This window comes from Sphingomonas spermidinifaciens (assembly GCF_002351485.1).
GTDB classification, from domain to species: domain Bacteria; phylum Pseudomonadota; class Alphaproteobacteria; order Sphingomonadales; family Sphingomonadaceae; genus Sphingomonas; species Sphingomonas spermidinifaciens.
On record NZ_NWMW01000002.1, the window covers coordinates 874,765 to 899,067 of the forward strand.

General features: G+C 68.1%; 21 protein-coding genes and 1 other annotated feature. Of the genes, 9 read left to right on the plus strand and 12 right to left on the minus strand.

The annotated features are described in order from the left end of the window. The first annotated feature begins 17 nt into the window (after positions 1-17). On the plus strand, positions 18-1,535 hold the full coding sequence (locus COC42_RS14160; RefSeq protein ID WP_096343926.1) for an NAD(P)(+) transhydrogenase (Re/Si-specific) subunit beta: 1,518 nt from the start codon (positions 18-20) through the stop codon (positions 1,533-1,535). Between the two features lie 7 nt (positions 1,536-1,542). Here COC42_RS14160 and COC42_RS14165 read toward each other — a convergent pair whose 3' ends face one another. Continuing rightward, complete coding sequence (locus COC42_RS14165; protein WP_096343927.1) at positions 1,543-3,030, minus strand: SulP family inorganic anion transporter; 1,488 nt, start codon at positions 3,028-3,030, stop codon at positions 1,543-1,545. A 58-nt stretch (positions 3,031-3,088) separates the two neighbouring features. Next, positions 3,089-3,144, minus strand: a sequence feature (sul1 is cis-regulatory element that is thought to sense ions involved in sulfur or methionine metabolism; They are found in Alphaproteobacteria). 100 nt (positions 3,145-3,244) lie between these two features. Between COC42_RS14165 and COC42_RS14170 the strand changes: the two genes are divergently transcribed. The 4 genes from COC42_RS14170 (at position 3,245) to COC42_RS14185 (ending at position 7,718) form a co-directional block, all read left to right on the plus strand. Next, positions 3,245-4,429: an acyl-CoA dehydrogenase gene (locus COC42_RS14170; protein WP_096344223.1), complete on the plus strand. Its 1,185-nt coding sequence runs from the start codon at positions 3,245-3,247 to the stop codon at positions 4,427-4,429. Continuing rightward, positions 4,429-5,568 (plus strand): CaiB/BaiF CoA transferase family protein, encoded by a 1,140-nt coding sequence (locus tag COC42_RS14175; RefSeq protein ID WP_096343928.1) that lies wholly within the window; start codon positions 4,429-4,431, stop codon positions 5,566-5,568. Before COC42_RS14170 ends, COC42_RS14175 begins: the two co-directional genes overlap by 1 nt. 123 nt (positions 5,569-5,691) lie before the next feature. Beyond that, a complete protein-coding gene (locus COC42_RS14180) occupies positions 5,692-6,105 on the plus strand; it encodes a TadE/TadG family type IV pilus assembly protein (protein ID WP_096343929.1) in 414 nt (137 codons plus the stop codon). Then, positions 6,102-7,718, plus strand: a complete 1,617-nt coding sequence (locus COC42_RS14185; RefSeq protein WP_096343930.1) for a pilus assembly protein TadG-related protein — start codon at positions 6,102-6,104, stop codon at positions 7,716-7,718. The genes COC42_RS14180 and COC42_RS14185 overlap by 4 nt, the downstream gene beginning before the upstream one ends. Before the next feature lie 67 nt (positions 7,719-7,785). Here COC42_RS14185 and COC42_RS14190 read toward each other — a convergent pair whose 3' ends face one another. Next, positions 7,786-8,634 carry an outer membrane protein gene (locus tag COC42_RS14190; protein ID WP_096343931.1) on the minus strand — a complete coding sequence of 283 codons (849 nt, stop codon included), beginning with the start codon at positions 8,632-8,634 and terminating at the stop codon, positions 7,786-7,788. 171 nt (positions 8,635-8,805) lie between these two features. On the opposite strand from COC42_RS14190, the gene parE reads away from it, so the two are divergent. Together parE and COC42_RS14200 are read left to right on the plus strand one after the other, a co-directional pair. Next, the gene (gene parE / locus COC42_RS14195; protein ID WP_096344224.1) at positions 8,806-10,785 is read left to right on the plus strand and encodes a DNA topoisomerase IV subunit B; all 1,980 of its coding nucleotides are present in this window, start codon (positions 8,806-8,808) and stop codon (positions 10,783-10,785) included. A 458-nt stretch (positions 10,786-11,243) separates the two neighbouring features. Further along, a complete protein-coding gene (locus tag COC42_RS14200; protein ID WP_096343932.1) occupies positions 11,244-11,456 on the plus strand; it encodes a hypothetical protein in 213 nt (70 codons plus the stop codon). A 6-nt stretch (positions 11,457-11,462) separates the two neighbouring features. Here the strand turns inward: COC42_RS14200 and COC42_RS14205 are convergent, their stop codons facing one another. From COC42_RS14205 to COC42_RS14235, 7 genes are all read right to left on the minus strand, one after another. Continuing rightward, positions 11,463-12,293, minus strand: a complete 831-nt coding sequence (locus COC42_RS14205; protein WP_096343933.1) for a TIGR00266 family protein — start codon at positions 12,291-12,293, stop codon at positions 11,463-11,465. A gap of 14 nt (positions 12,294-12,307) precedes the next feature. Further along, on the minus strand, positions 12,308-13,117 hold the full coding sequence (locus COC42_RS14210) for an ATP-binding protein (RefSeq protein ID WP_096343934.1): 810 nt from the start codon (positions 13,115-13,117) through the stop codon (positions 12,308-12,310). Between the two features lie 146 nt (positions 13,118-13,263). After that, on the minus strand, positions 13,264-14,223 hold the full coding sequence (dmeF, locus tag COC42_RS14215) for a CDF family Co(II)/Ni(II) efflux transporter DmeF (protein WP_096343935.1): 960 nt from the start codon (positions 14,221-14,223) through the stop codon (positions 13,264-13,266). A gap of 11 nt (positions 14,224-14,234) precedes the next feature. After that, positions 14,235-14,510: a metal/formaldehyde-sensitive transcriptional repressor gene (locus COC42_RS14220; protein WP_096343936.1), complete on the minus strand. Its 276-nt coding sequence runs from the start codon at positions 14,508-14,510 to the stop codon at positions 14,235-14,237. A 33-nt stretch (positions 14,511-14,543) separates the two neighbouring features. Then, positions 14,544-15,002 (minus strand): vgr related protein, encoded by a 459-nt coding sequence (locus COC42_RS14225; protein WP_096343937.1) that lies wholly within the window; start codon positions 15,000-15,002, stop codon positions 14,544-14,546. Continuing rightward, positions 14,999-15,889, minus strand: coding sequence for a hypothetical protein (locus COC42_RS14230; RefSeq protein ID WP_096343938.1), 891 nt, complete (start codon positions 15,887-15,889; stop codon positions 14,999-15,001). The genes COC42_RS14225 and COC42_RS14230 overlap by 4 nt, the downstream gene beginning before the upstream one ends. Further along, complete coding sequence (locus COC42_RS14235) at positions 15,886-16,338, minus strand: copper chaperone PCu(A)C (RefSeq protein WP_176484693.1); 453 nt, start codon at positions 16,336-16,338, stop codon at positions 15,886-15,888. Before COC42_RS14235 ends, COC42_RS14230 begins: the two co-directional genes overlap by 4 nt. Before the next feature lie 175 nt (positions 16,339-16,513). On the opposite strand from COC42_RS14235, the gene dnaK reads away from it, so the two are divergent. After that, a complete protein-coding gene (gene dnaK / locus COC42_RS14240) occupies positions 16,514-18,415 on the plus strand; it encodes a molecular chaperone DnaK (protein ID WP_096343940.1) in 1,902 nt (633 codons plus the stop codon). 102 nt (positions 18,416-18,517) lie between these two features. Then, a complete protein-coding gene (dnaJ, locus tag COC42_RS14245) occupies positions 18,518-19,633 on the plus strand; it encodes a molecular chaperone DnaJ (protein WP_096343941.1) in 1,116 nt (371 codons plus the stop codon). A gap of 21 nt (positions 19,634-19,654) precedes the next feature. On the opposite strand, the gene COC42_RS14250 is transcribed toward dnaJ, so the two are convergent. The 3 genes from COC42_RS14250 to purB are packed head-to-tail and all read right to left on the minus strand — an operon-like array spanning position 19,655 to position 24,096. Beyond that, positions 19,655-22,222, minus strand: coding sequence for an HWE histidine kinase domain-containing protein (locus COC42_RS14250; protein ID WP_096343942.1), 2,568 nt, complete (start codon positions 22,220-22,222; stop codon positions 19,655-19,657). Then, the gene (locus COC42_RS14255; protein ID WP_096343943.1) at positions 22,223-22,759 is read right to left on the minus strand and encodes a biliverdin-producing heme oxygenase; all 537 of its coding nucleotides are present in this window, start codon (positions 22,757-22,759) and stop codon (positions 22,223-22,225) included. Further along, positions 22,756-24,096: an adenylosuccinate lyase gene (gene purB, locus COC42_RS14260; RefSeq protein ID WP_096343944.1), complete on the minus strand. Its 1,341-nt coding sequence runs from the start codon at positions 24,094-24,096 to the stop codon at positions 22,756-22,758. The genes COC42_RS14255 and purB overlap by 4 nt, the downstream gene beginning before the upstream one ends. Positions 24,097-24,303: the final 207 nt, after the last annotated feature.

The window sequence follows — 24,303 nt, forward strand, 5'->3', positions numbered from 1 at the left end:
GAGACAAGGGGTTGGGGATGGAGCACGTAACCGCCGGCAATTCGTTCGCGGCGCTCGCCTATCTGGTGGCGGGCGTGTGCTTCATCCTGGCGCTGCGCGGGCTGTCGTCGCCGGCGACCAGCCAGCGCGGCAACCGCTTCGGCATGATCGGCATGGCCATCGCGGTCGTGACGACGCTGGTGACGCATATTCCGATGCAGGGCGTGGGTCTGGTGCTGGAGGGCCCGCAAGGCACCGTCGCTGCGACGGGGCCGCTGTTCGAGCGGATCGACCTGATCGCCGTCCTCGAAATTCTCGCCGCGATCGGCCTCGGCGCGGTCATCGGCATCGTCACCGCGCGGCGGATCGCGATGACGGCGATGCCTCAGCTCGTCGCCGCCTTTCACAGCCTCGTCGGCCTCGCCGCCGTGTTGGTCGCGGTCGCGGCCTATCTCAACCCGATGGCGTTCGGGATCGCGCAAATGGTGATCCCGATGATCGGCGACCCGTTCGCGGTCATCAACCCGGTGAGCAAGGTCGAGATGGGCCTCGGCGCGGCGATCGGCGCGATCACCTTCTCGGGCTCGGTCATCGCGTTCCTCAAGCTCAACGGCAACATGTCGGGCAAGCCGATCCTCCTGCCCGCGCGCCACGCGATCAATCTGGCCGTGCTGGCGACGATCCTGCTGCTCGTCGCTCAGTTCGCGCATACGCAGGATGGCTGGCCGTTCTGGGTGCTGCTGGCATTGAGCTTCGTGATCGGCTTCCTGCTCATCATTCCGATCGGCGGAGCGGACATGCCGGTCGTGGTGTCGATGCTCAACAGCTATTCGGGCTGGGCGGCGGCGGCGATGGGCTTCACGCTCCACAACACCGCGATGATCATCACCGGCGCGCTGGTCGGCAGCTCAGGCGCGATCCTCAGCTACATCATGTGCCGCGCGATGAACCGCAGCTTCCTCAGCGTCATCGCCGGCGGCTTCGGCGCGGAGGCGGCGAGCGGCGGCGGCGAGGCGAAGGAACAGCGGCCGTGGAAGCGCGGCTCCGCCGACGACGCCGCCTTCCTGATGCAACAGGCCGAGCAGGTCATCATCGTCCCCGGCTACGGCATGGCGGTGGCGCAGGCGCAGCATGTGCTTCGCGAGATGGCCGACAAGCTCAAGGAACACGGCGTCCGCGTGAAATACGCGATTCATCCCGTCGCAGGCCGCATGCCGGGGCACATGAACGTGCTGCTGGCCGAGGCGAACGTCCCCTATGACGAGGTGTTCGAGCTGGAGGACATCAACTCGGAGTTCGCGCAGACCGACGTTGCCTTCGTCATCGGCGCCAACGACGTGACCAATCCGGCGGCCAAGACCGACAAGAGCTCGCCGATCTACGGCATGCCCGTGCTCGACGTCGAGAAGGCCAAGACGGTGCTGTTCATCAAGCGGTCGATGGGCGGGGTGGGCTATGCCGGCGTCGACAACGACGTCTTCTACATGGACAACACGATGATGCTCCTCGCCGACGCCAAGAAGATGGTCGAGGAGATCGTCAAGGCGCTGGATTGACGCTCAGTCAGTGGGGGGCGATGCCGAGTTCGACCCCCGTCTTGTCATGCAGGGCGAATCGATCGACGATATCGGCACTGGCGCGGTTGTAACCGACGACCTCTACCGTCGCGCCGCCCTGTCGCAGTCGCGCCACGATCTTGTCGAGCGCGCCGACTCCTGAAATGTCCCAGAAGTGCGCTGCGGACACGTCGATCGTCACGTCCGCCGCACCTTCGCTTTGAAAAGCGCGCGTAAATCGATCGACCGAGGCGAAGAAGATCTCACCGGACACGGCATAGGTCACGTTGTCATCACTGTCGCGCCGCTCGACCGCGAACATCCGCTGCACCTTGCCGGCGAAGAAGATGCCGGACAGCAGCACGCCCGCGGCGACGCCCAGCGACAGATCGTGCGTCGTGACCACCACGATGACGGTTGTCATCATGACGATCGAGGAGGTCGGCGGATGGCGGCGAAGGTTGGGGATCGAATTCCAGCTGAACGTGCCGATCGACACCATCACCATGACCGCGACCAGCGCTGGCATCGGCACGCGCCCGACGAGCGGTCCGAGTGCGGCGAGCAGCACCAAGAGGACCGCGCCTGCGACGAAGGTCGACAATCGCCCGCGCCCGCCGGAGGTGACATTGATGACCGACTGGCCGATCATCGCGCAGCCGCCCATGCCGCCTATCAGCGCGGCGACGATGTTTGCGCCGCCCTGGCCCGCGCATTCGACCCGCTTGTCACTGTCGCTGTCGGTCATGTCGTCGACGATCTGTGCGGTCAGCAGCGATTCGAGCAGGCCGACCGCCGCCATCGTCAGCGAATAGGGAAGGATGATCCGCAGCGTCTCGAGGTTGAGCGGCACGCTCGGCCAGGCGAAACTCGGCAGGCCGTCGGGCAGTCGGCCCATGTCGCCGACGGTGTTGACCGGCAGGCCGAACGCGATGCTGACCGCGCTGAGCACTAGGATCGCCACCAGCGGCGAGGGGACCGCCGTCGTCAGGCGCGGCAGCAGGTAGATGATCGCAAGGCCCCCCGCGACCATCGCATAGGTGTGCCAGGTGACGCCGGTCAGCTGCGGGAGCTGCGCCATGAAGATCAGGATCGCGAGTGCGTTGACGAAGCCGGTGATGACCGACCGCGACACGAACTGCATGACGAGATCGAGGCGCGCCAGCCCCGCGCCGATCTGAATCAGTCCCATCAGGATCGTTGCAGCAAAGAGATATTCAACGCCATGCTCGCGGACCAGTGGCACAACCAGCACGGCGACAGCGGCGGTGGCGGCGGAGATCATCCCCGGCCGCCCGCCGACCAGTGAAATGACGATCGCGATCGCGACCGAGGCATAGAGTCCGACGCGCGGGTCGACGCCCGCGATGATCGAAAAACCGATCGCTTCTGGGATAAGCGCCAGCGCGACGACGATGCCGGCGAGCACGTCGCGGCGGGCGGCGGCGCCAGTGGTGAACCACTGGCGGCGATAGGCGGTGAGGTCGAGTTTCATTGGGAATCCACAACAGGGCACAGGCGCGGCTTTGGCGCGCTTCGAAATCGGTGCGTTGTGTTGTCCGGCGGATCGGCGGCCGGAATAGCCACCCGGAATTGCACCGGGTCCTTGCGAATGGTGAGCCTGTAATCACGCGAAGGGGTGGTTGGCAACCGCTGGCATATTTGACCCCCGCATCCTTTTGGCCGAAATGACGGGTCAGGAGGATGCCATGACCGGAATGACGCGCTTCGATCATACCGATGCGCTTCGGCTCGACGCCGAACTGACCGACGACGAGCGGATGATCCGCGACGCCGCCCACGCCTTCGCTCAGGACCGGCTGCAACCGCGCGTCGCCGACGCGTTCGAGCGTGAGCATACCGATCCGGCCATCTTCCGCGAGATGGGCGAGCAGGGGCTGCTGGGCGTCACCATCCCTGAGCAGTTCGGCGGCGCGGGCGCAGGCTACGTCGCCTATGGCCTCGTCGCGCGCGAGGTCGAGCGGGTGGACTCGGGCTATCGCTCGATGATGAGCGTGCAGTCGAGCCTCGTCATGTATCCGATCCACGCCTATGGCTCGGACGAGCAGCGGCAGAAATATCTGCCCGGTCTTGCCCGCGGCGAGCTGATCGGCTGTTTCGGCCTGACTGAGCCCGATGCCGGTTCCGATCCCGGCGGGATGCGGACGCGCGCGAAGAAGGTCGATGGCGGCTATGTCCTGTCGGGCGCCAAGACCTGGATCAGCAACTCGCCGATCGCCGATGTTTTCGTCGTCTGGGCCAAGTCCGACGCGCATGACGGCAAGATCCGCGGCTTCATCCTTGAAAAGGGCATGAAGGGGCTGTCGGCGCCCAAGATCGAGGGCAAGATTTCGCTCCGCGCCTCGATCACCGGTATGATCCAGATGGACGAGGTGTTCGTGCCCGAGGACGCGCTGCTGCCCGGCGTCGAGGGGTTGAAGGGGCCGTTTGGCTGCCTCAACCGCGCACGCTACGGCATCAGCTGGGGCGTGATGGGCGCGGCGGAGTTCTGCTATCATGCGGCGCGGCAATACGGTCTCGACCGGCAGCAGTTCGGCCGGCCGCTGGCGGCGACGCAGCTCTATCAGAAGAAGCTCGCAGACATGGCGACCGAGATCGCGCTGGGCTTGCAGGCCAGCCTTCAGGTTGGGCGGCTGATGGACGAGGGGCGGTTCGCGCCCGAGATGATCAGCCTCGTCAAGCGCAACAACTGCGGCAAGGCGCTCGATATTGCCCGCGTCGCCCGCGACATGCACGGCGGCAACGGGATTTCGGGCGAGTACCACGTCATCCGCCACATGGTGAACCTGGAGACGGTGAACACCTATGAGGGCACGCATGACGTCCATGCGCTGATCCTCGGCCGCGCGATCACCGGCCACGCCGCTTTCTGATGACGGGACCACTTGCCGGGGTGCGCGTCGTCGAGCTGGCGCGCATCCTCGCCGGCCCCTGGGCGGGGCAGGTGCTCGCCGATCTCGGCGCCGAGGTGGTCAAGGTCGAGAGCCCCGAGGGTGACGACACGCGCCGCTGGGGGCCGCCGTTCGTCGACAATCCCGACGGCAGCCGCGACGCCGCCTATTTCCACGCCACCAATCGCGGCAAGCGTTCGGTCGTCGCCGACTTCGCGACCGAGGAGGGCCGGGCGAAGGTCCGCGCGCTGATCGCCGACGCGGACGTGGTGATCGAGAACTTCAAGGTCGGCGGGCTCGCCAAATACGGGCTCGATTACGCGACGCTGTCGGAAGAACGACCGGGCCTCGTCTATTGCTCGATCACCGGGTTCGGACAGGACGGGCCCTATGCCACTCGCGCCGGCTACGATTTCATCGTCCAGGGCATGAGCGGGATCATGAGCCTGACCGGCGAGCCCGACGGTGCGCCGCAGAAGATCGGCGTCGCCTATGCCGACATCCTGACCGGTCTCTATGCCGTGATCGCCATCCAGGCGGCACTTGCCGAGCGGGCGCGGACGGGGCGGGGCGCGCATATCGACATGGCGCTGTTCGACGTGATGACGGGGACGCTCGCCAATCAGGCAATGAATTACCTCGTCTCGGGCACCGCGCCCATGCGGCTTGGCAACGCGCACCCCAATATCGCGCCCTATGCCGCCTATCCAACGCAGGACGGGTGGATCATCCTCGCGGTCGGCAACGATCGCCAGTTCGAGCGGGCATGTACGGTGCTGGGCCTCCCCTGCGACGAAACGCTCGCGACCAATGCGCTTCGGGTGGCGCAGCGCCCGGCGGTGGATGCGATGATCGCGGCCGCGACGCGCGGATGGCAGCGCGAGCCGCTGCTCGCTGCGCTCGAGGCGGCAGGCGTGCCGGCGGGGCCGATCAACGATGTGGCGCAGGCCTTTGCCGACCCGCAGATCGTCCATCGCGGTCTCGCGATCGAGGCGGCGCGGCCTGACGGATCGTGCGTGCCGAGCGTCGCTACGCCGATCCGCTTCGTCGGGCGAGACCGGCCCGCGGCGCGCGCGTCGCCGATGCTGGGCGCCGACAACGCCGAAATGGCGGGAGAATAGCGGAAAGTCCGCAAGCGGGCGCGATTGCGGAGGCAAATCAGGGGGTTTCAGTCACGCAATCCGCGTTGCGAGTGGATGGACCGACGATCGGGGCGCTAATCTCGATCGCGCTATCCAGACCGCATGGCCCGGCTATTTCCTGTTGCAAAAGACCGGCGGGGCAACGCGCTCGTCGAATTCGCCCTGCTGGCTCCAATCCTGATCATGCTGCTGGTGGGGATGCTCGCCTACGGCCAATATTTCCTCGCCGCGCACACGCTCCAGCAGCTTGCCAACGATGCCGCCCGCGCCGCGATCGTCGGGCACAGCGAGGCGGAGCGCACGACTCTGGCGCAGGCCAGCGTGACGCAAGGGCTGGCGCGCTCGGCGGTGGCGCGGCCCGAGACGGTCATCCGCTCGATCGAGGAGCGCGATGGGCGCATCACCGTGCGGCTGTCGGTCGATACACACGCGCTGCTGCTGCGCTCGGGGCTGGTCCCCATGCCCGACAAGGTGATCGAGCGGCGCGCCGTCGCCGAACTGGCAGAGATCGCATGATCCGCCTGCTGCGCGATCGTCGGGCCGCTTCGGCGGTGCTGGTGGCGGGGGCAATGCCGATGCTGTTCGGCGTCGCGGCGCTCGCGGTCGATCTGGGTCTCGTCCAGCTCGAGCGGCGGCGGCTTCAGGGCGTCGCCGACGCCGCCGCGCTCTCCGCCGCACGCGACACCGGCCAGGCGACGGCCCTCGCGGAGGCGATGGTCGCGGCGAGCCCCGGCCGGTTCCCGGTGACGAGCACCGCCGTCGTCGGACGCTATCGCGGCGAAGCGGCCCCCGCAGCGCGTTTCGTGGCGGGCGGGGCCGATGCCGACGCGGTGCGCGTGGACGTCCGCGCCGAGGTGCCGACGGTGTTCGCCGCGATCTTCGGCACGCCGTCCGTCGCGGTCGAGCGGCGGGCGACCGCGCGGCGGATCGACCTTGCCGCCTTTGCCGTCGGTTCGCGGCTCGCCAGCCTCGACGGCGGCGTCGCCAATGCGCTGCTTTCGGCGCTGACCGGGGGCAGCGTCTCGCTGTCGGTCATGGACTATCGGGCGTTGGCGGGCGCGAAGGTCGATCTAGTTCCGTGGCTTGCGGTGCTCGGCGCCGATGCTGGAGTTCAGGTCGCCAGTTTCGACGAGCTGCTGGCCTTGCAACTGCCCGCGGGTACCGTGCTGGGCAGCCTGTCGCGCCGCGTCGTCGATCCCGCCGCGCAGGCCGCGCTCGCCAGTCTGGCGGCCGCGGCCAAGGGGACGATCCGCCTCGCCGACCTCGTCAGCCTGGGCGAGCTTGGCCGGCAGCGGGACGGCGGTGCCGGGCTGGTGACGTTGAACGCGCTCGACCTGGCGAGCAATGTCATCCAGGGGAGCGCCAGCGGGCGACAGGTCGCGGTCGACCTCGGTGCACAGCTGCCGGGCCTCGCCCGCACCCGGTTGTGGGTCGCGATCGGCGAGCGGCCGAACAAGTCGCCCTGGGTGGCGGTGACGCGCGATCGAGCGACCGTGATCCGCACGGCGCAGACGCGCGTCTATCTGGAAGCGACGCTCAGCGCACAGCCGCTGCCGGGCATCAACCTCGTCTCGATCGAGCTGCCGCTGTTTGTCGAACTGGCGAGCGCGGAGGCGCGGCTGGAGGGAATCGAATGCCGGCCCAACGCCGTGACGTTGGCTGGCCGGCCAGGACCGGGGCAGGTGGCGATTGCGCGCATCGACCCGGCATCACTCGGCACCTTCACGTCGCCGATGGCGCTGAGCGACGCGCGGCTGCTGGATACGCTGCTGCTGCGGGTCGCGGGCCGTGCGACGATCGACCTCGGCGCGGACGAGGGCTTTCAGACCCGCCGCTTCGACGCCGCGGCGATCGCCGAAGGTACCGTGCAGACGCTCCGCAGCAGCGCGCCGGTCGGCGGCATCGCAGCCAGCCTGATGCAGAAGGTCGAGCTCAAGGCAAAGGCGCTCGGCTTCCTGCCGGTACCGCTCGACCCCGTTGTGCGCGGCGTCGGTGCCCAGCTGTCGCTGGTTGCGCCGGTTCTCGATCCGGTGCTGATGTCGGTGACGGGCGTATTGGGCGTCGGCGTCGGTGAGGCCGATCTGTGGGTCACTGGCCTGCGCTGCGGCCAGCCGGTGCTGATCGAATGAAAATGCCCCGCCGCTCGGGTGAGCGGCGGGGCGGTACGCTACGCAACCAGATTACAGGATCGCGCGATCAGAAGCGGAGGGCCGCCGTCGCGCGGATCGAGTGGAAGCGGAAGTTGCTGTCGCTGCGGACGATGTCCGTGCCGCCCGCGCCGCCCAGCAGGAACGGGTTGGTGGCGGGCGCCGTGCCCGGCCCGACGCGGACCGAATAATCGTCGTCCTTGTAATCGTTGTACATATATTCGAGGCCGAACGACAGGTTCTTGGTCACCGACTGTTCGACGCCACCGCCGGCGGTGTAGCCCCAGCTGTTATGCTTCTCGTTGGTCGAAGTGAACGAGTTCGCCCCGTTCGACGTCGTGAAGCTGTTGTTGATCCGCGCATAGGCCGGGCCGCCCGCGACGTAGAACAGCGTCTTGCCGCCCGCGGCATAGCCCGCGCGCCCGCGAATGCTGGCGTTCCAGTCGAAGCTGCGGCCGAACTGGTAGAAGGCGGGCGTGGTGCTGTAGCCGGTCACATAGTCCTTGGCCTCGCTCTTGCCGAACTCGCCCACGACGCCGATCACGACATTGCCCATCTGGCTATCCCAGCCAGCGCGGGCATAATATTCGATATCGTCCTTGTCGTTGAAGCAGCCGCCCGCCGGGGTCGCACCGCGCGCGCCGCCGTTGCAGAAGCCGGGCGAGAAGGCATTGGCACCGCCCGTGGTCGTGATGGTGTCGCCGAAGCGGCCGTCCAGATTGCGGTCGAAGATGATGCTTTCGCCCACATCATTGCCCTGAACGCTGGCACCGATCGACCCGCCGACATAGGGGCCGTCGAAGCGCTTCTCGCCATCGGCCGTCTGGGCAAGGGCGGGAACCGCCACGATCATGGCCGACACGGCGATTGCGGCGCGGACGAACTTGCGCTGACGCATGGAAATGCACTCCTCTTATTGATTACGCTACAGATACGTGCCGCCGAACGTGCTTGATGCGCTTTAGCTGCATTGCGGCGAAATTAAGATCGGACCTCTGTGGCATTCGTGCAACAGATCACGCCGACGGTGCCGCTTTGTTCGCGCGCCTTGCGGCTCTATAGCAGGGTCATGTCCGACGACCTGTTCGCCAGCCCGCCTGCGCCCCCGACCGACTACAACGCCGCCTCGATCGAGGTGCTGGAAGGGCTGGAGCCGGTCAGGCGGCGGCCGGGCATGTATATCGGTGGCACCGACGAGCGTGCGCTTCACCACCTCGCCGCCGAAGTGCTCGATAATGCGATGGACGAGGCGGTGGCGGGGCATGCCACCCGGATCGAGATCACGCTGGGCGAAGGCAATCGCCTGACCATCGTCGATAACGGCCGCGGCATGCCCGTCGACCCGCACCCGCGCTTTCCCGACAAGTCGGCGCTCGAGGTCATCCTGTCGATGCTCCATTCGGGCGGCAAGTTTTCCGGCAAGGCATACGCCACCTCGGGCGGGCTGCACGGCGTCGGGGTCAGCGTCGTTAATGCGCTGTCGGTGGAAACGGTCGTCGAGGTCGCGCGCGACCGCCAGCTCTATCGCCAGCGCTTTTCGCAGGGGCAGACGCTCGGCCCGCTCGAGCATCTTGGCAGCACCCCCAACCGGCGCGGCACCTCGGTCAGCTTCACCCCCGATCCCGAGATCTTCGGACCGGAAATGCACTTCAAGCCTGCGCGTCTGTACAAGCTGGCGCGGTCGAAGGCTTATCTGTTCGCGGGCGTCGAGATCCGCTGGCGCTGTGCACCCGGTCTCGCCAGCGACGACGTGCCGGCCGAGGCGGTGTTCCAGTTTCCCGGCGGCCTCGCCGACCATCTGAAGGAGCAGGTGGGCGCCCGCGAATGCGCGACCGCCGACTTCTTCGCGGGCACGCAGGAATTCGCCGACGGCGCGGGCAAGGTCGAATGGGCAGTTGCCTGGCCGCTGTGGAGCGACGGCTCCTACAGCTGGTACTGCAACACCATCCCCACGCCCGATGGCGGCACCCACGAACAGGGCCTCCGTCAGGCGCTGGTTCGCGGCCTGCGCGCGTTCGGCGATCTGGTCGGGCAGAAAAAGGCCAAGGACCTGACCCCCGACGACGTGATGGTCGGGTCCGAGCTGATGCTGTCGGTCTTCATCCGCGAACCGCAATTCCAGAGCCAGACCAAGGATCGCCTGACCAGCCCGGAGGCCGCCAGCCTCGTCGAAAAGGCGGTGCGCGACCATTTCGACCATTATCTGTCCGACCGGATGGACCGCGGCAAGGCGCTGCTCGGCTATGTCCTCGAACGCATGGACGAGCGGCTGAAGCGCAAGGCCGAACGTGAGGTGAAGCGCAAGACCGCGACCAGCGCGCGTAAGCTCCGCCTGCCCGGCAAGCTCACCGACTGCGCCGCCGACAGCCCCGAGGGAACCGAGCTGTTCATCGTCGAGGGGGATTCCGCAGGCGGCAGCGCCAAGCAAGCGCGCGACCGCAAGACGCAGGCGATCCTGCCGATCCGCGGCAAGATCCTGAATGTGGCGAGCGCGACCAGCGCCAAGATCCTCGCCAATCAGGAGATCGCGGACCTCATCCAGGCATTGGGTTGCGGGACGCGCAAGGACTGCCTGCCCGACAATCTCCGCTACGAGCGGATCGTCATCATGACCGACGCCGATGTCGACGGCGCGCATATCGCGACGCTGCTCATGACCTTCTTCTTCCAGGAAATGCCCGAACTCGTTCGCCGCGGTCATCTCTATCTCGCCCAGCCGCCGCTCTATCGCCTGACCATGGGGGCGAAGTCGCTCTACGCCCGCGACGACGCGCACCGGGCGGAGATCGAGGCAACGGCATTCAAGGGCAAGAAGGTCGACGTTGCGCGGTTCAAGGGGCTAGGCGAGATGAACCCGGGGCAGCTGCGCGAAACAACGATGGACCCCTCGACACGCAGCCTGATCCGTATAACCCTGCCGCAGGAATATGAGGAACGCGCGGGCGTGAAGGATCTGGTCGACCGGCTGATGGGCAACAATCCCGCCCACCGCTTCGCCTTCATCCAGGAGAATGCGGCCCGGCTGGAGGCAGAGGAGCTCGACGCTTAGGTTCGCGTGCAGAGAAGGGGGCGAGTTCGCCCGGGCTCGTGGGCGTTCGTCACTTCATCGGCGCGCCCGGCGTGACGCTGTTGGTCGCGGTGCCGCCTGCCGCGGTGATTCCGATGGCCACGACGCGCGCGGCACTGTCACCCTCGGGGGTCACGATCGGTGCGATCGAAGTCGCTTGGAGTGCTGCCGCGGCGCAGGTCTTCCTTGGTCCGGTCGAACCCCGCACCGGGTCGCTCGAGGGGCCGGGTAGCGCAACCTTGTCCGGGCCACCCCCGTCGAGATCGACTTTGCACTTGTCGGGCAGATCGTGCGCGCCGCGAGCGGGTGCGAGCGCGGGCTTCTGGCGGGGTGGGGCTTTGCGCCCGATGGGCCGATGTCGGTCGCGACGCCGCCCCTCGCCGCGAACCCGGGCTGGCCGGGGATCGACGACGTACCGCCTCGCGACCTGGACATGGTCAATGGCCGCTTCACGACAGTGGCATGGCGTCAGCACCGATGCGCGCATCACCGACTGCCATTTCGTCGAAACCTTGGGTGTCGCGCGCCTCGACGCGACCGGCTGTTTGGCGCTCCGCCGACGCCTGTCCTATCGTGCGCCGGTACGCGATGCGGCGGGCAAGCCGGTCGAGGCGGTGCTCGTCCGCCGCATCCGCTGGGGACCGATCGAGTGACGCCGATCAGTCATTCCCCCCTATAAAGTCCCCCAGCCCGCCCAGCACCGATCCCTCGCCGCGATTGCCGCCGCGGCCACCCGCCGCCGCGAGCATGCGGCCGGCAAGGCGCGCGAAGGGAAGCGACTGGATCCAGACCTTGCCCGGCCCGCGCAGCCGCGCGAAGAACGCGCCTTCGCCGCCCGAGAACATCGTGCGGATGCCGCCCACCGTGACCAGGTCGAAATCCACCGACGGTGTATAGGCGGCGAGGCAGCCGGTATCGACGTGCAGTTCCTCGCCGGCGCGGAGTTCACGCTCGACCACCGTGCCGCCCATCTGGACGAACACCCAGCCGTCGCCGTCGAGCTTCTGCATGATGAAGCCCTCGCCGCCGAACAGCCCGGTCATGACCTTGCGCTGGAAGGCGACACCGATCGACACGCCTTTGGCCGCGCACAGGAAGCTGTCCTTCTGGCAGATCAGCGTGCCGCCGACCTGGTCGAGCCGGATCGGCAGGATCGAGCCCGGCGTGGGGCTGGCGAACGCCACGCGCGCCTTGCCCGATCCATTGTGGGTAAAGACGGTGGTGAACAGGCTCTCACCCGTGACCAAGCGTTTGCCGGCACCCAGAAGCTTGCCCATGAAGCCGCCATCGGCGCCGCCCGATCCGTCGCCGAACACCGTCGTCATGCCGATGGCTGCGTCCTTCCAGACGAGCGCCCCCGCCTCCGCCACCGCGCTTTCGCCGGGATCGAGCTCGATCTCGACGAACTGAAGCTCCTGTCCCTTGATCTCGAAATCGATATCGTCGGCAATGCCGGCGCGGCGGTGATGGCTCCAGGGGCTGGTGGTCATGGCGTGCTCTCCCGTTAGATCGGCTTGCCCGCGCGGCCGGCGAGCTCGGTCACATAATGCCAGGCGACGCGACCCGACCGGCTGCCGCGCTGCGTCGCCCACCGGATCGCGTCGGCAGGCTCGAAATCGAGGCCCAGCGCGGCGGCATAGCCAGCGACGATCGCCAGATAGCCGTCCTGGTCGAGCGCATGAAAGCCGAGGCTGAGGCCGAACCGGTCGGCGAGTGCCAGTTGGTCGTCGATCGAATCGCGTGGATTGATCGCGCTTTCCTGCTCGGCGATGTCGCGCGGCATCAGGTGGCGGCGGTTTGAGGTGACGACGATACGGGCGTTCGTGGGCCGTGCCTCCGCCCCGCCCTCAAGCAGTGAGCGGAGTGCCCGCGCCTCGCCCGCGGCGTCGAAGCCGAGATCGTCGAGGAAGATGGCGTAGGCGCGCGGGGCATCGGCGATCAGCGCGAACAGCCGGGGCAGGGTGTCGAGGCGGTCGGTGATGACCTCAATTAGCGCGATCGAGTGCCCCTGGACCTGAAGCGCGCCGACGACGCTCTTCACCAGCGCCGACTTGCCGGTGCCGCGCGCGCCCCAGAGCAATGCGTCCTGCGCCGCGACGCCGCTGGCGAGGCGGGCGAAATTGTCGAGGAGGACGGCCTTGTTGCGCTCAACACCCTTCAGCCGGTCGAGCGGCTGCGGCGCGAAGGCCCGCACCGGCCGCAGGTTCGCGCCGTCCCAGATATAGGCGGGGTGCGCCAGCGGATCGGCGGCCGGCGGCGGCGGCGGGGCCAGCCGCTCAAGCGCATCAGCGATGCGAGCGAGGGAATCGGTCATCGCGGGCGTGCGTGCAGCGCGCGAGCGTCTTCGGTCAAGCGAATAGCCACGTTGCGTTCAGGGGCGACGTGGCATCAGGCCCGGCAGGGAGAGGACAAGAGGGGAGGGCGCCGGGTACCAGCTCCCGCCCGGCGCCCAGCCGCCCTTCAGTCGCCGCATGCGACCGTGAGGTGTGCAACCGCGCGGACCGATGCGACGCGGCTGCGGATCGCGGCGGCGCTTGCCAGCCCCTCGGTCTCGACGATCGCCGCGTGCGCCTGTGGGCCGACGCGCCAGACGTGCAGGTCGACGATGTGCGCGTCGCCGGGCGCCTCGACCGCGGCGCGGATCGTCTCGGCGAGGCCGGGTTCGGCGCGGTCGAGAAGGACGCGGGCGGTGTCGGTCAGCAGCCCCCAGGACCAGCGAGCGATGACGATCGCGCCGAGGATGCCGACCACCGAATCGAGCCAGCCCCAGCCGAGATAAGCCCCCGCCAGCAGCGCCGCGATCGCGAGTACCGAGGTAAGCGCATCGGCGAGCACGTGGAGATAGGCCGAGCGCAGGTTGTTGTCGTGCGCATGGCCATGGTCGTGGCCGGCATGGGCATGACCATGGCCGACGCCGAGGAGCGCGATGCTGGCGATGTTGACCGCAAGGCCGATCACCGCGACCAGCGTCGCCTCGCCGAATGCGACCGTCCCTGGCTCGATGATGCGGCGGACACTTTCGATGCCGATGCCGATTGCGAACAGCGCGAGGACGAGCGCCGAGGCGAACCCGGCGAGGTCGCCGACCTTGCCCGTGCCGAAAGTATAGCTTGGGTCGCGCGCATGGACGCGGGCGTAGCGATAGGCGAGCGCGGCGACGCCGAGCGCACCGGCATGCGTCGCCATGTGGAACCCGTCGGCGAGCAGCGCCATGGACCCGGTCCAGTAGCCCGCGGCGATCTCCACCGCCATCGTCGCCGCGGTCAGCCAGACGACCCAGATCGTGCGCCTGGCATTCGCCTCGTGCGCGTCGCCCAGATATTCGTGGGTGCGCGAACAGGGGTGGCCGGCGTCGCGCGCCGGCGCGGCGGCGTGCGTGTGGCCGTGGTGGTGATGGTGGTGGCCCGAATGGGGAGGCATCGGCGGCGCTTTCAGCGGAAATGGCGGCGAAGGACGGTGGCGAGCTCGTCGGCCCCGGCGGCGCGCTGCTCGGGGGTGAGGGCATCGGCGGCGACATGCTCGCGCAGATGCTCCTCGACCAGCTCGTCCATCAGCCCGCCGACGGCCCCGCGGACGGCGGCGGCGAGGTGCAGCGTCTCGGCGCAGGGTGCCCCCGCCTCGATCGCGCGCTCGATCGCGGCGACCTGTCCGGCGATGCGGCGGACGCGGCCGAGCAGCTTCTTCGAATGCTGATGGACATGCGACATAGGATAGGGGGGTATCCTATATGCTCCCCACGATCAACCCGGCCCGAACGGCAGGATGACCCGATATTGCTCGAGCGGCGGCGCCCCCGGCACCACGCGGTTGCGGCGGAGAAGAAAGACGTGACGGACGATCTCGGCCTGTTGCTCGAGCCCGTATCGTTCGAGCCGCCAGCCGGGCTTGAGGCTGTAGTCGTAGCGGCAGAAGGGGTGGCGCTTGAGCGGGAGGAAGATGCCCCGCTGATGCTGCCAGACATGCACCATTTCGTGGATGAACAGCCCCTGCGCGTCGGGGTGCGTGCAGGCGAAATCGTCGCAGTACAGCCCGCCCTTGGGGTGGAAGTGAATGTTGCCGCGCGGCGCCATCGTCACGTTCCGCGGCTGGAAGAACGCCCATTTGCGGTTCTCGACGCCGACCGCGGCATAGTCGATCGCGTCGCCGAACTCGCTGCGCGCGAGCGCAACTTCACCCGTGGTCAGCGGGCGGCCCCTCATTTCGGCCGCACCCCGCCCGCGAGCGCGTCACAGCGCGCGGCAAGGTCGTCGGCGACCGGCCAGATGCAGACGGTTCGGATATAGCCGCCGCCGGGCTTCAGCCGGAGATGCTGGCGCATGGCGACGACGCGGGCGCGGTCGACTGCGGTGCCGGCGGCGACCACCGTGTCGCCCTTGCGGGTGAGCGACTTGAGCTCGATCCGGGTGAAGCCCGTCTGCGCGCCGAACATATGGCGGGCCGATGCCTCGGGATCGAGGATCGGGCGTGCATCGACGCTCGCGGCGACGATGGCGAGCGGCTGGGCGCCATCGGGGTCGGTGTCGCGCGGCCCCTCGGTCAGCATCAGCGCCGATCCCATCAACGTGCGGACGGGGCGGAAGCCGGCGCGGTCGGCGACGATGAAGGGGAGGGCGGTGATCGCCGCATCGAGCCCGGCAGGCGCCTGGAAGCGGACCGAGCCCAGCGCCGCCTCGATCGCGGCGGCGCTCGCCGCGGCGCGCGGCTCGGCGACCTGTGCGGTGACGATCGCCGTCGCCGATAGCCCTTCGGCGAGCAGCAGCCACTTGGCGAAGCGCGTGCCTGCGACGCTCTGGTGCCCACGCCAGCGCATCGCCCGGACGCCGCCCGCCAGCGTCACCGCCGTGCCCGCACCGTCGAGCGTCACGCCGTTGGGCAGCGGCTGTCCCGCGGGCGTGGCGGCGATCCGCCGGACAAGCTCGGCATAGGCCTCGCGGGGCAGCTCGGCGATCAGGATGCTGTCGCCCGCGTCGTTCTCGAACCCGGTGAAGCCGGCCGACGGGCGCATGTCCGGCGGCGGGGCAAGGCCGATCGCGCCCTGCTGCGGAAAGACCGCCGCCTGTAGGGCGAGGGCGGCGAGGGCGATCATTCGGGCTTGGCGCCGCCCGGCGCGACGAGCGTCGCCTCGAGTTCAATCGCAGGCGCGCGGTCGAACATCAGCGTCATGCGCGTGGTGCCGCCGGCCTTGAGTGCCGGGTCGAGGTCGAACAGCATCGCGTGCATGCCGCCGGGCTCGAGCGAGACGGTGCCGCCCGCAGGCACGTCAATCCTGTCGATCGGCGTCATCGACATCATGCCCCCGTCCGACATCGAGCGGTGCAGCTCGACCCGGCGTGCGGCGGGGACCTGCATCGTCTTGAGCTTCACCGCCTCGCGCCCGCCGCGAAGCGTCACATAGGCCGCGGCGGGACGGCCAGCCACGGCGGGCAGGCGTACCCAGGCACCCTCCGCCCGCGGTTGGCCCGACCCCCCATCGCACCCCGCCAGCAGTGCCGCCGCCGCGAGCGCCGACAGCCTGCACCAAATCCCGCATCGCATTGTCATTCCCCTCGTGGGACAAAGTAGTATCCGACGCAACGCGCCTATAATCGCGGCAATCTTGCGGCAAGGCGAACCCCCACTATATCCCGTTTCGCATTTGGTTCCGTCGCCTACTCAAAGGGGCGGGACCGTTTTCGGACGCACCTAGAACCCGGGGGCCAAACGAGGGACCATGGCTAAAGTAATTGGTATCGATCTCGGCACGACCAACAGCTGCGTGGCTGTGATGGAGGGCGGCAAGCCCAAGGTGATCGAGAATGCGGAGGGCGCACGGACCACGCCCTCGATCGTCGCCTTCGCCAAGGATGGGGAGCGACTGATCGGCCAGCCGGCCAAGCGCCAGGCGGTGACCAATCCCGACAACACGATCTTTGCGGTCAAGCGCCTGATCGGCCGCCGCTTCGACGATCCCGTGACCAAGAAGGACACCGAGCTGGTGCCCTATACGATCGCGCGCGGGTCGAACGGCGATGCGTGGGTGACCGCGGGCGGTCAGGATTATTCGCCGTCGCAGATCTCGGCCTTCATCCTTCAGAAGATGAAGGAAACCGCCGAGGCGTATCTGGGCGAGACGGTCAGCCAGGCGGTCATCACGGTGCCCGCCTACTTCAACGACGCCCAGCGCCAGGCGACCAAGGACGCGGGCAAGATCGCGGGCCTGGAAGTCCTGCGCATCATCAACGAGCCCACGGCGGCGGCGCTCGCCTACGGTCTCGACAAGAACGAGAACAAGACGATCGCGGTCTATGACCTGGGCGGCGGGACGTTCGACATCTCGATCCTCGAGGTCGGCGACGGCGTGTTCGAGGTGAAGGCGACTAACGGCGACACCTTCCTAGGCGGCGAGGATTTCGATTCGAAGCTCGTCCAGTATCTCGCCAGCGATTTCCAGAAGGCCGAGGGCATCGACCTCACCAAGGACAAGCTCGCGCTCCAGCGGCTGAAGGAAGCGGCGGAAAAGGCGAAGATCGAGCTTTCTTCGGCGCAGACGACCGAGGTCAACCTGCCCTTCATCACCGCCGACCAGAACGGGCCGAAGCACCTCGTCAAGTCGATCACCCGCGCCGATCTGGAGCGGCTGGTCGAGGACCTGATCCAGCGCACGCTCGAACCCTGCCGCAAGGCGATGGCCGATGCCGGCGTCAAGAACGAAGGGATCGACGAGGTCGTGCTGGTGGGCGGCATGACGCGCATGCCCAAGGTGCGCGACGTCGTGAAGAGCTTCTTCGGCAAGGACCCGCATACCGGCGTCAACCCCGACGAGGTGGTGGCGATCGGCGCGGCGATCCAGGCGGGCGTGCTGCAGGGCGACGTCAAGGACGTGCTGCTGCTTGACGTGACCCCGCTGAGCCTGGGCATCGAGACGCTGGGCGGCGTCTTCACCCGGATGATCGACCGCAACACGACGATCCCGACCAAGAAGAGCCAGGTCTACTCGACCGCCGACGACAATCAGGGCGCCGTCACGATCCGCGTGTTCCAGGGCGAGCGCGAGATGGCGGCGGACAACAAGCTGCTCGGCCAGTTCGACCTGGTCGGCATCCCGCCGGCACCGCGCGGCGTGCCTCAGATCGAGGTCACGTTCGACATCGACGCCAACGGCATCGTCAACGTGTCGGCCAAGGACAAGGGCACTGGCAAGGAGCAGCAGATCCGCATCCAGGCCTCGGGCGGTCTCAGCGACGCCGACATCGAGGGCATGGTCCGCGATGCCGAGAAGTTCGCAGACGAGGACAAGAAGCGCCGTGCGGCGGCAGAGGCGAAGAACAACGCCGAGAGCCTGATCCACACGACCGAGCGTCAGCTTGCCGACAATGGCGACAAGGTGGATGCGTCGCTCAAGTCCGAGATCGAGGCCAAGATCGCCGAGGCCAAGTCGGCGGTCGAGGGCGGCGATGCCGATGCGATGCAGGCCAAGACCCAGCAGCTCGCGCAGGTCGCGATGAAGCTGGGCCAGGCGATCTACGAAAAGCAGCAGGCGGCCGAGAGTGCCGACCCTGCGCAGGGAAACAAGGCCGACGACGACGTCGTCGATGCCGAGTTTTCCGAGGTGGACGACAGCCAGAAGGCGTAAGGCAATGTCGATCAAGCGTCATGCCAGCGAAAGCTGGCATCTCCCCGCCGCGGGAGACCCCAGCCAAGGCTGGGGTGACGCGCCGATCGGCAGGGGGCGTGTATGACCACGGAAGTCGACTATTACGAGGTTCTTGGCTGCGCCCGCGATGCCGATGGCGCGACACTCAAGTCCGCCTATCGCAAGCTCGCGATGCAGTATCACCCCGACAAGAACGGGGGCTGCAAGGACCATGAGGCCAAGTTCAAGGCGATCAGCGAAGCCTATGAGGTCCTGAAGGATCCGCAGAAGCGCGCAGCATATGATCGCTACGGGCATGCGGCGTTCCGCAACGGCGGCGCGGGCGGGGCGGGCGGCCATGCCGATTTCGCCGGCTTCTCCGACATTTTCGAGAGCGTGTTCGGCGAGTTCATGGGTGGCCAGCGCGGCGCGCGCCAGCCGCGGCGCGGCGCCGATCTGCGCTACGACATGGAAATCAGCCTCGAGGACGCCTTTCACGGCAAGGCGACCGAGATCACCGTCGATGTCTCGGGCACGTGCGACACCTGTGAGGGGACCGGGGCGAAGCCCGGCACGATGGCGCGCACCTGCGGCACCTGCGGCGGGGCGGGCAAGGTCCGCGCGCAGCAGGGCTTCTTCGTCGTCGAGCGGACATGCCCGACCTGCATGGGCGCGGGCGAGACCATCGCTGATCCGTGCGGTACCTGCCGCGGCGACGGGCGCGTCGACAAGACCAAGACACTGAGCGTCAACGTGCCGCCGGGCGTCGACGAGGGCACGCGCATCCGTCTGTCGGGCGAGGGCGAGGCGGGACCGCGCGGCGCACCGGCGGGCGACCTCTACATCTTCCTCCACGTCGCGCGGCATCCGGTGTTCCAGCGGGAGGGCACGACGCTCCATGCGCGCGCGCCGATCAGTTTCGCGACGGCGGCGCTCGGCGGCGAGTTCAGCATCGAAGGTCCCGACGGCGAGACGCACGTCGTCCGCATCGCCCCCGGCACGCAGTCGGGACGCGAGATCCGCCAGCGCGGCGCGGGCATGCCCGTGCTGCAGGGGCGTGGTCGCGGCGACATGGTCATCCATGTCGATGTGCAGGTGCCGACCCGGCTCAGCCCCCGCCAGCGCGAGCTTCTCGAAGCGCTGCGCGAGGTCGAGGGCGAGGTCGTCGAGGAGGACCCCGGCTTCTTCTCGAAGATGAAGGCGGCGTTCGGCGGCTGATCCCGCCCACGCCGCCGCGTCTCAGGCCGCCGGCGCGCCCACCGCATCGCCCAGCAGGCGCCGCATACCGAGCGCGGTATAGGGCTTTTTGAGCACGCCGCGGGCTTCGATCTCGGGCGGCAGCACCAGCTGTTCGCCATAGCCGGTCGCGAACACGAACGGGATGCCGCGGCGGTCGAGCTCGAGTGCGACAGGCAGGCTCGTCTCCGACCCCAGGTTGAAGTCGAGCACCGCGACCGCGATCTGCTCGCGATCCAGCTCGAGCAACGCCTGCGCAACGCCGTTGGCCGTCACCACCCGCTCGGCCCCGAGCGAGATCAGGATGTCCTCGGCATCCATCGCGATGATGAGGCTATCCTCGACCAGCAGAACGACGCCGCCGATCGTCGGTGCCTCGGGCGCGCTTGCCGTGTCGCGCGGATCGGCGACGGGCAGCGCGTGCTGCGCCGCCGACGCCTCGCCGCCCGTGCTGACATGGCGGGCCGGGATCAGGAAATCGGCCTCGAGCCCGCCCAGCGCATAGCGGATCGCCGCGCGCCCGCCGAGGTCGTAGGGCACCGATCGCTGGATGATCGTCGTGCCGAAGCCCTGCCGCGTCGGCGCCTGCACCGCCGGCCCGCCGCGCTCGCGCCATTCGATGCACAGGTCGCCCATCGCATCGACATGCCAATCGACCGCCACCGTGCCACTGTCCGACAGCGCACCGTACTTGGCCGAATTGGTCATCAACTCGTGCAGCACCAGCGCCAGCGTCGAAAAGGCCTGGGGGCTGAGCAGCGCGGCCTCGCCGTTCGTCTGCAACCGGCTCGCGCGGCCGCCCAGATAGGCCGCCGCCTCGGTCTCGATCAGCCGCCTCAGCGGGGCGGGCGACCAATTGTCCTGCGTGATCTGGTCGTGCGCGCGCGCCAGCGCCTCGATCCGGCCCTCGAGCATGCGCATATAGGTGTCGGTATCGGCCGCCGGATCGCGCGACTGGCGGACGAGGCCGCGGATCAGCGACAGGATGTTACGGACGCGGTGGTTGAGCTCGGCGATCAGCAATTCCTGCCGCTCGGCGGCACGGCGCCGTTCCTCCTGCGCGTCGTCGGACAGGCGCAGCACCACTTCAATCAGCGAGGCGCGCAGCATCTCGGCAACGCGCAGTTCCGCTTCGTTAAAGGGTTCGGCGCGGCCGCGCACTTCCTCGCGCCACGCCTCGAAGCTCTTCCGCGGGGACAGGCGCGCGCCATTCGGCCCCCAGGTGGCGGGCTTGTGTGGATCGCCGCCCCAGGTGACGGCGCGCACCCGCTCTTCGCGGAACAGCATCACATAGTCACGGGGGCTTCGCGAAAGCGGCAGCGCGAGCAGGCCCGCGCCCTGATCGGCCCAGCGCTCCGCCTGCGGCAGCACGCTCGCCAGATGATCGGTGGCGAAGATCTGTCCCGGCGTCATCGCGTTAAGACGGCGGGCGATCACCGGGATCGCGTCGGGCGGTGGCGTGCGACCCGACAGCGCCACGCGCCCTTCGAGCCAGATGGCGATGCCGTCGCAGGCGATCGTCGTGCGCAGCATTTCGCCGAGATAATCGGGGTTGTCGAGCAGCGCCTTGTTGCCCGCGATCGCGGCGAGCAGCCGGTCGGAGGCGGCGCGCGCCGAAATCTCGTACGCTGCCATCGTCTTGCGCTCGCGGCTTTCGAGCTTGAAGGCGAACATCTGCCCGAACAGTTCGGCGATCGAGCGGCGTTCGAACCCCGGCCGGCGGGGGCCGTAGTGGTGGCAGGCGAACAGGCCCCACAGCTTGCCCTCGACGATGATCGAGATCGAAAGCGACGCGCCGACGCCCATGTTGGCCAGATACTCGACATGGATCGGGCTGACCGAGCGAAGCACCGACAGCGACAGGTCGATCGGCTCGCCCCGCTCGTCGAGGATCGGCAGCACCGGCGACGGCTCCGCCTCGATATCGGCGATGATGCGGAAGGGCGTGCGCAGGTAAAGCGCGCGCGCCTGCTTGGGAATGTCGGAGGCGGGATAGCGCAGGTCAAGGAAGCTGCCGATGCCCCCGCGCACCGCCTCTGCCACCACCGTGCCGCTGCCGTCATTGTCGAAGCGATAGACCATGACGCGGTCGAAGCCGGTGAGTGCACGCACCTGCCGGGCGCCTTCGCGGAAGAAGGCGGCGAGGCTGTCGGTGCCGTCGAGCCGGCCGATCATCGCGCGGATGGTGCTGGCGGTGTCGCCGACGCCGGCATCCTCGCTCGGCTCGCCCTCAAGCACGATATCGCCGCCCGACATGTGCATCGCGAAATCGAACCGCCGGTCGCCGGCGGCGGCGACGCCGAACACGCGCTCGACCGCATCGGGGCCGCGCAGCAGGGTCATGCGATTGCGCAGCAGGTGGACCGCATCCTCGCCCAAGAGGTCCAGGGCCGAGGTGCCCAGCGCCGCGTCGGCGTCGATGCCGAGGAAGGCGGCGAGGTTGGCGCTCGCACGCCGGACGATCCAGTCGGATGACAGCGCGAGAAGAAAACCGAAGGGCTGGACGGCACCGAGCAGATGGATCGGTTCCCGATCGCAATTACCGAGATCGACCGGGACGACTTCCTGCATCTACGCTTTCATCCAAACACGACCCGCTGTTGCGAACAGATCAAAGATGTCGAGCGCGGACCGGATCGCCGCCTCTTCAGCCTCCGGCTGGTAGAGGATCGGGTCGATCCGGTCGAGCAATTTCGGCCAACTCCCGGGAGCTTGATCTGCATCAAGGAAAGCGGTGGGCAGGCCGTCTGCGACCTGACGGCGAAGGAAGCGGGCGCCGTGACGAGACCCTTCGACGACATAGAGCGCGCCGGCGATCGCCGCCTCGCCCGCCAGCGCTGGCGGGTCGAGCGGGTGCGGCTCGATCCCGAGCGCGGCGGCGTCGCGGCGGAGTGCGTCGCTGCGACGCCGCGCGGGCCAGTCGTCGATCACGCGCTCTGCGCCGGCGGCGTCGAGCGCGGCCTCGACCGCCATCATTGCGCTCGCCTGTGCGCCGATGAATCCGGCATAGCCGTCGCGCGTGGCAAGGTCGAAGCCGGCGAACTGCGCGTCGAGCCGCTCATGCGCCTCGCGCGTGGCGTCGCGAAGCAGACGGTGCGCGTCCCTCACGTTGCGGGAAACACGCGCGCGAAGATCGTGTCGACGTGCTTGAAATGATAGTCGAGGTCGAAGCGTGCCTCGATCTCGTCGGCTGGCAGCGCGGCGGTCACTTCGGGATCGGCCTTGAGAAGTTCGAGCAGCGAGAGCTCGCCATCTGATTCCCAGACCTTCATCGCGTTGCGCTGGACGAGGCGGTACGAATCCTCGCGGCTGACGCCGGCCTGTGTCAGCGCCAGCAGCACCCGTTGCGAGTGGACGAGCCCGCCCATGCGATCGAGGTTCTTCTGCATCCGCGCGGGGTAGACGACCAGCTTCTCGACCACACCGGTCAGCCGGGCGAGCGCGAAGTCGAGGGTGATCGTCGCATCGGGGCCGATATAGCGCTCCACCGACGAATGGCTGATGTCGCGCTCATGCCAGAGCGCCACATTATCGAGCGCCGGCGTCACATAGCCGCGGACCATGCGGGCGAGGCCGGTCAGGTTCTCGGTCAGCACCGGATTGCGCTTGTGTGGCATCGCCGACGAGCCCTTCTGGCCCGGCGAGAAATATTCCTCCGCCTCGAGCACCTCGGTGCGCTGGAGATGGCGGATTTCGGTCGCGAGCCGCTCGATGGAGCCGGCGATGACGCCGAGCGTGGCGAAGAACATCGCGTGGCGGTCGCGCGGGATGACCTGGGTCGAGACGGGCTCGACCGACAGGCCGAGCTTCTCCGCCACATGTTCCTCGACGCGCGGGTCGATGTTGGCGAAGGTGCCGACCGCGCCCGAGATCGCGCAGGTGGCGATGTCCGCGCGCGCGGCGATCAGGCGCTCGCGATTGCGGCTGAACTCGGCATAGGCCTGCGCCAGCTTGAGGCCGAAGGTGACGGGTTCGGCATGGATGCCGTGGCTGCGCCCGATCGTGGGCGTGTATTTATGCTCGTGCGCGCGCTTCTCGATCGCCGCCAGCAGCGTGTCGAGGTCGGCGATCAGGATATCGGCGGCGCGCGAGAGCTGGACGGCGAGGGCGGTGTCGAGCACGTCGCTGCTCGTCATCCCCTGATGCATGAAGCGCGCTTCCGGCCCCACCTGTTCGGCGACCCAGGTGAGGAAGGCGATTACGTCGTGCTTGGTCACGGCCTCGATCGCGTCGATCGCGGCGACGTCGATCGGCGCCTCGCCATCGGGACTGGCGGCCTTGGCACCGTCGTACCAGCGCCACAGCGCGGCGGCCGCGTCCTTGGGCACCACGCCCAGTTCGGCAAGGGCGTCGGTCGCATGCGCCTCGATCTCGAACCAGATGCGCAGGCGCGTCTCGGGCGACCAGATCGCCGTCATTTGCGCGCGGGCGTAGCGGGGGACCATTTTTTTCCTTTCGCTGCCGGAATCATCTCGTCGCGAAAGCCTCACGCAACTGCGACGAGCCGTGCGCTAGCAAAGGATGAACGAGCAGGCAAACCGGCTGATGCTGGGAACATGAACATATTACAACGCATTGATAACTGGCAATCCGAAGCCCGATGCCTATCTAAGGCATCGCGCACCATGATGTGAACAACTAGGAGAAACCCG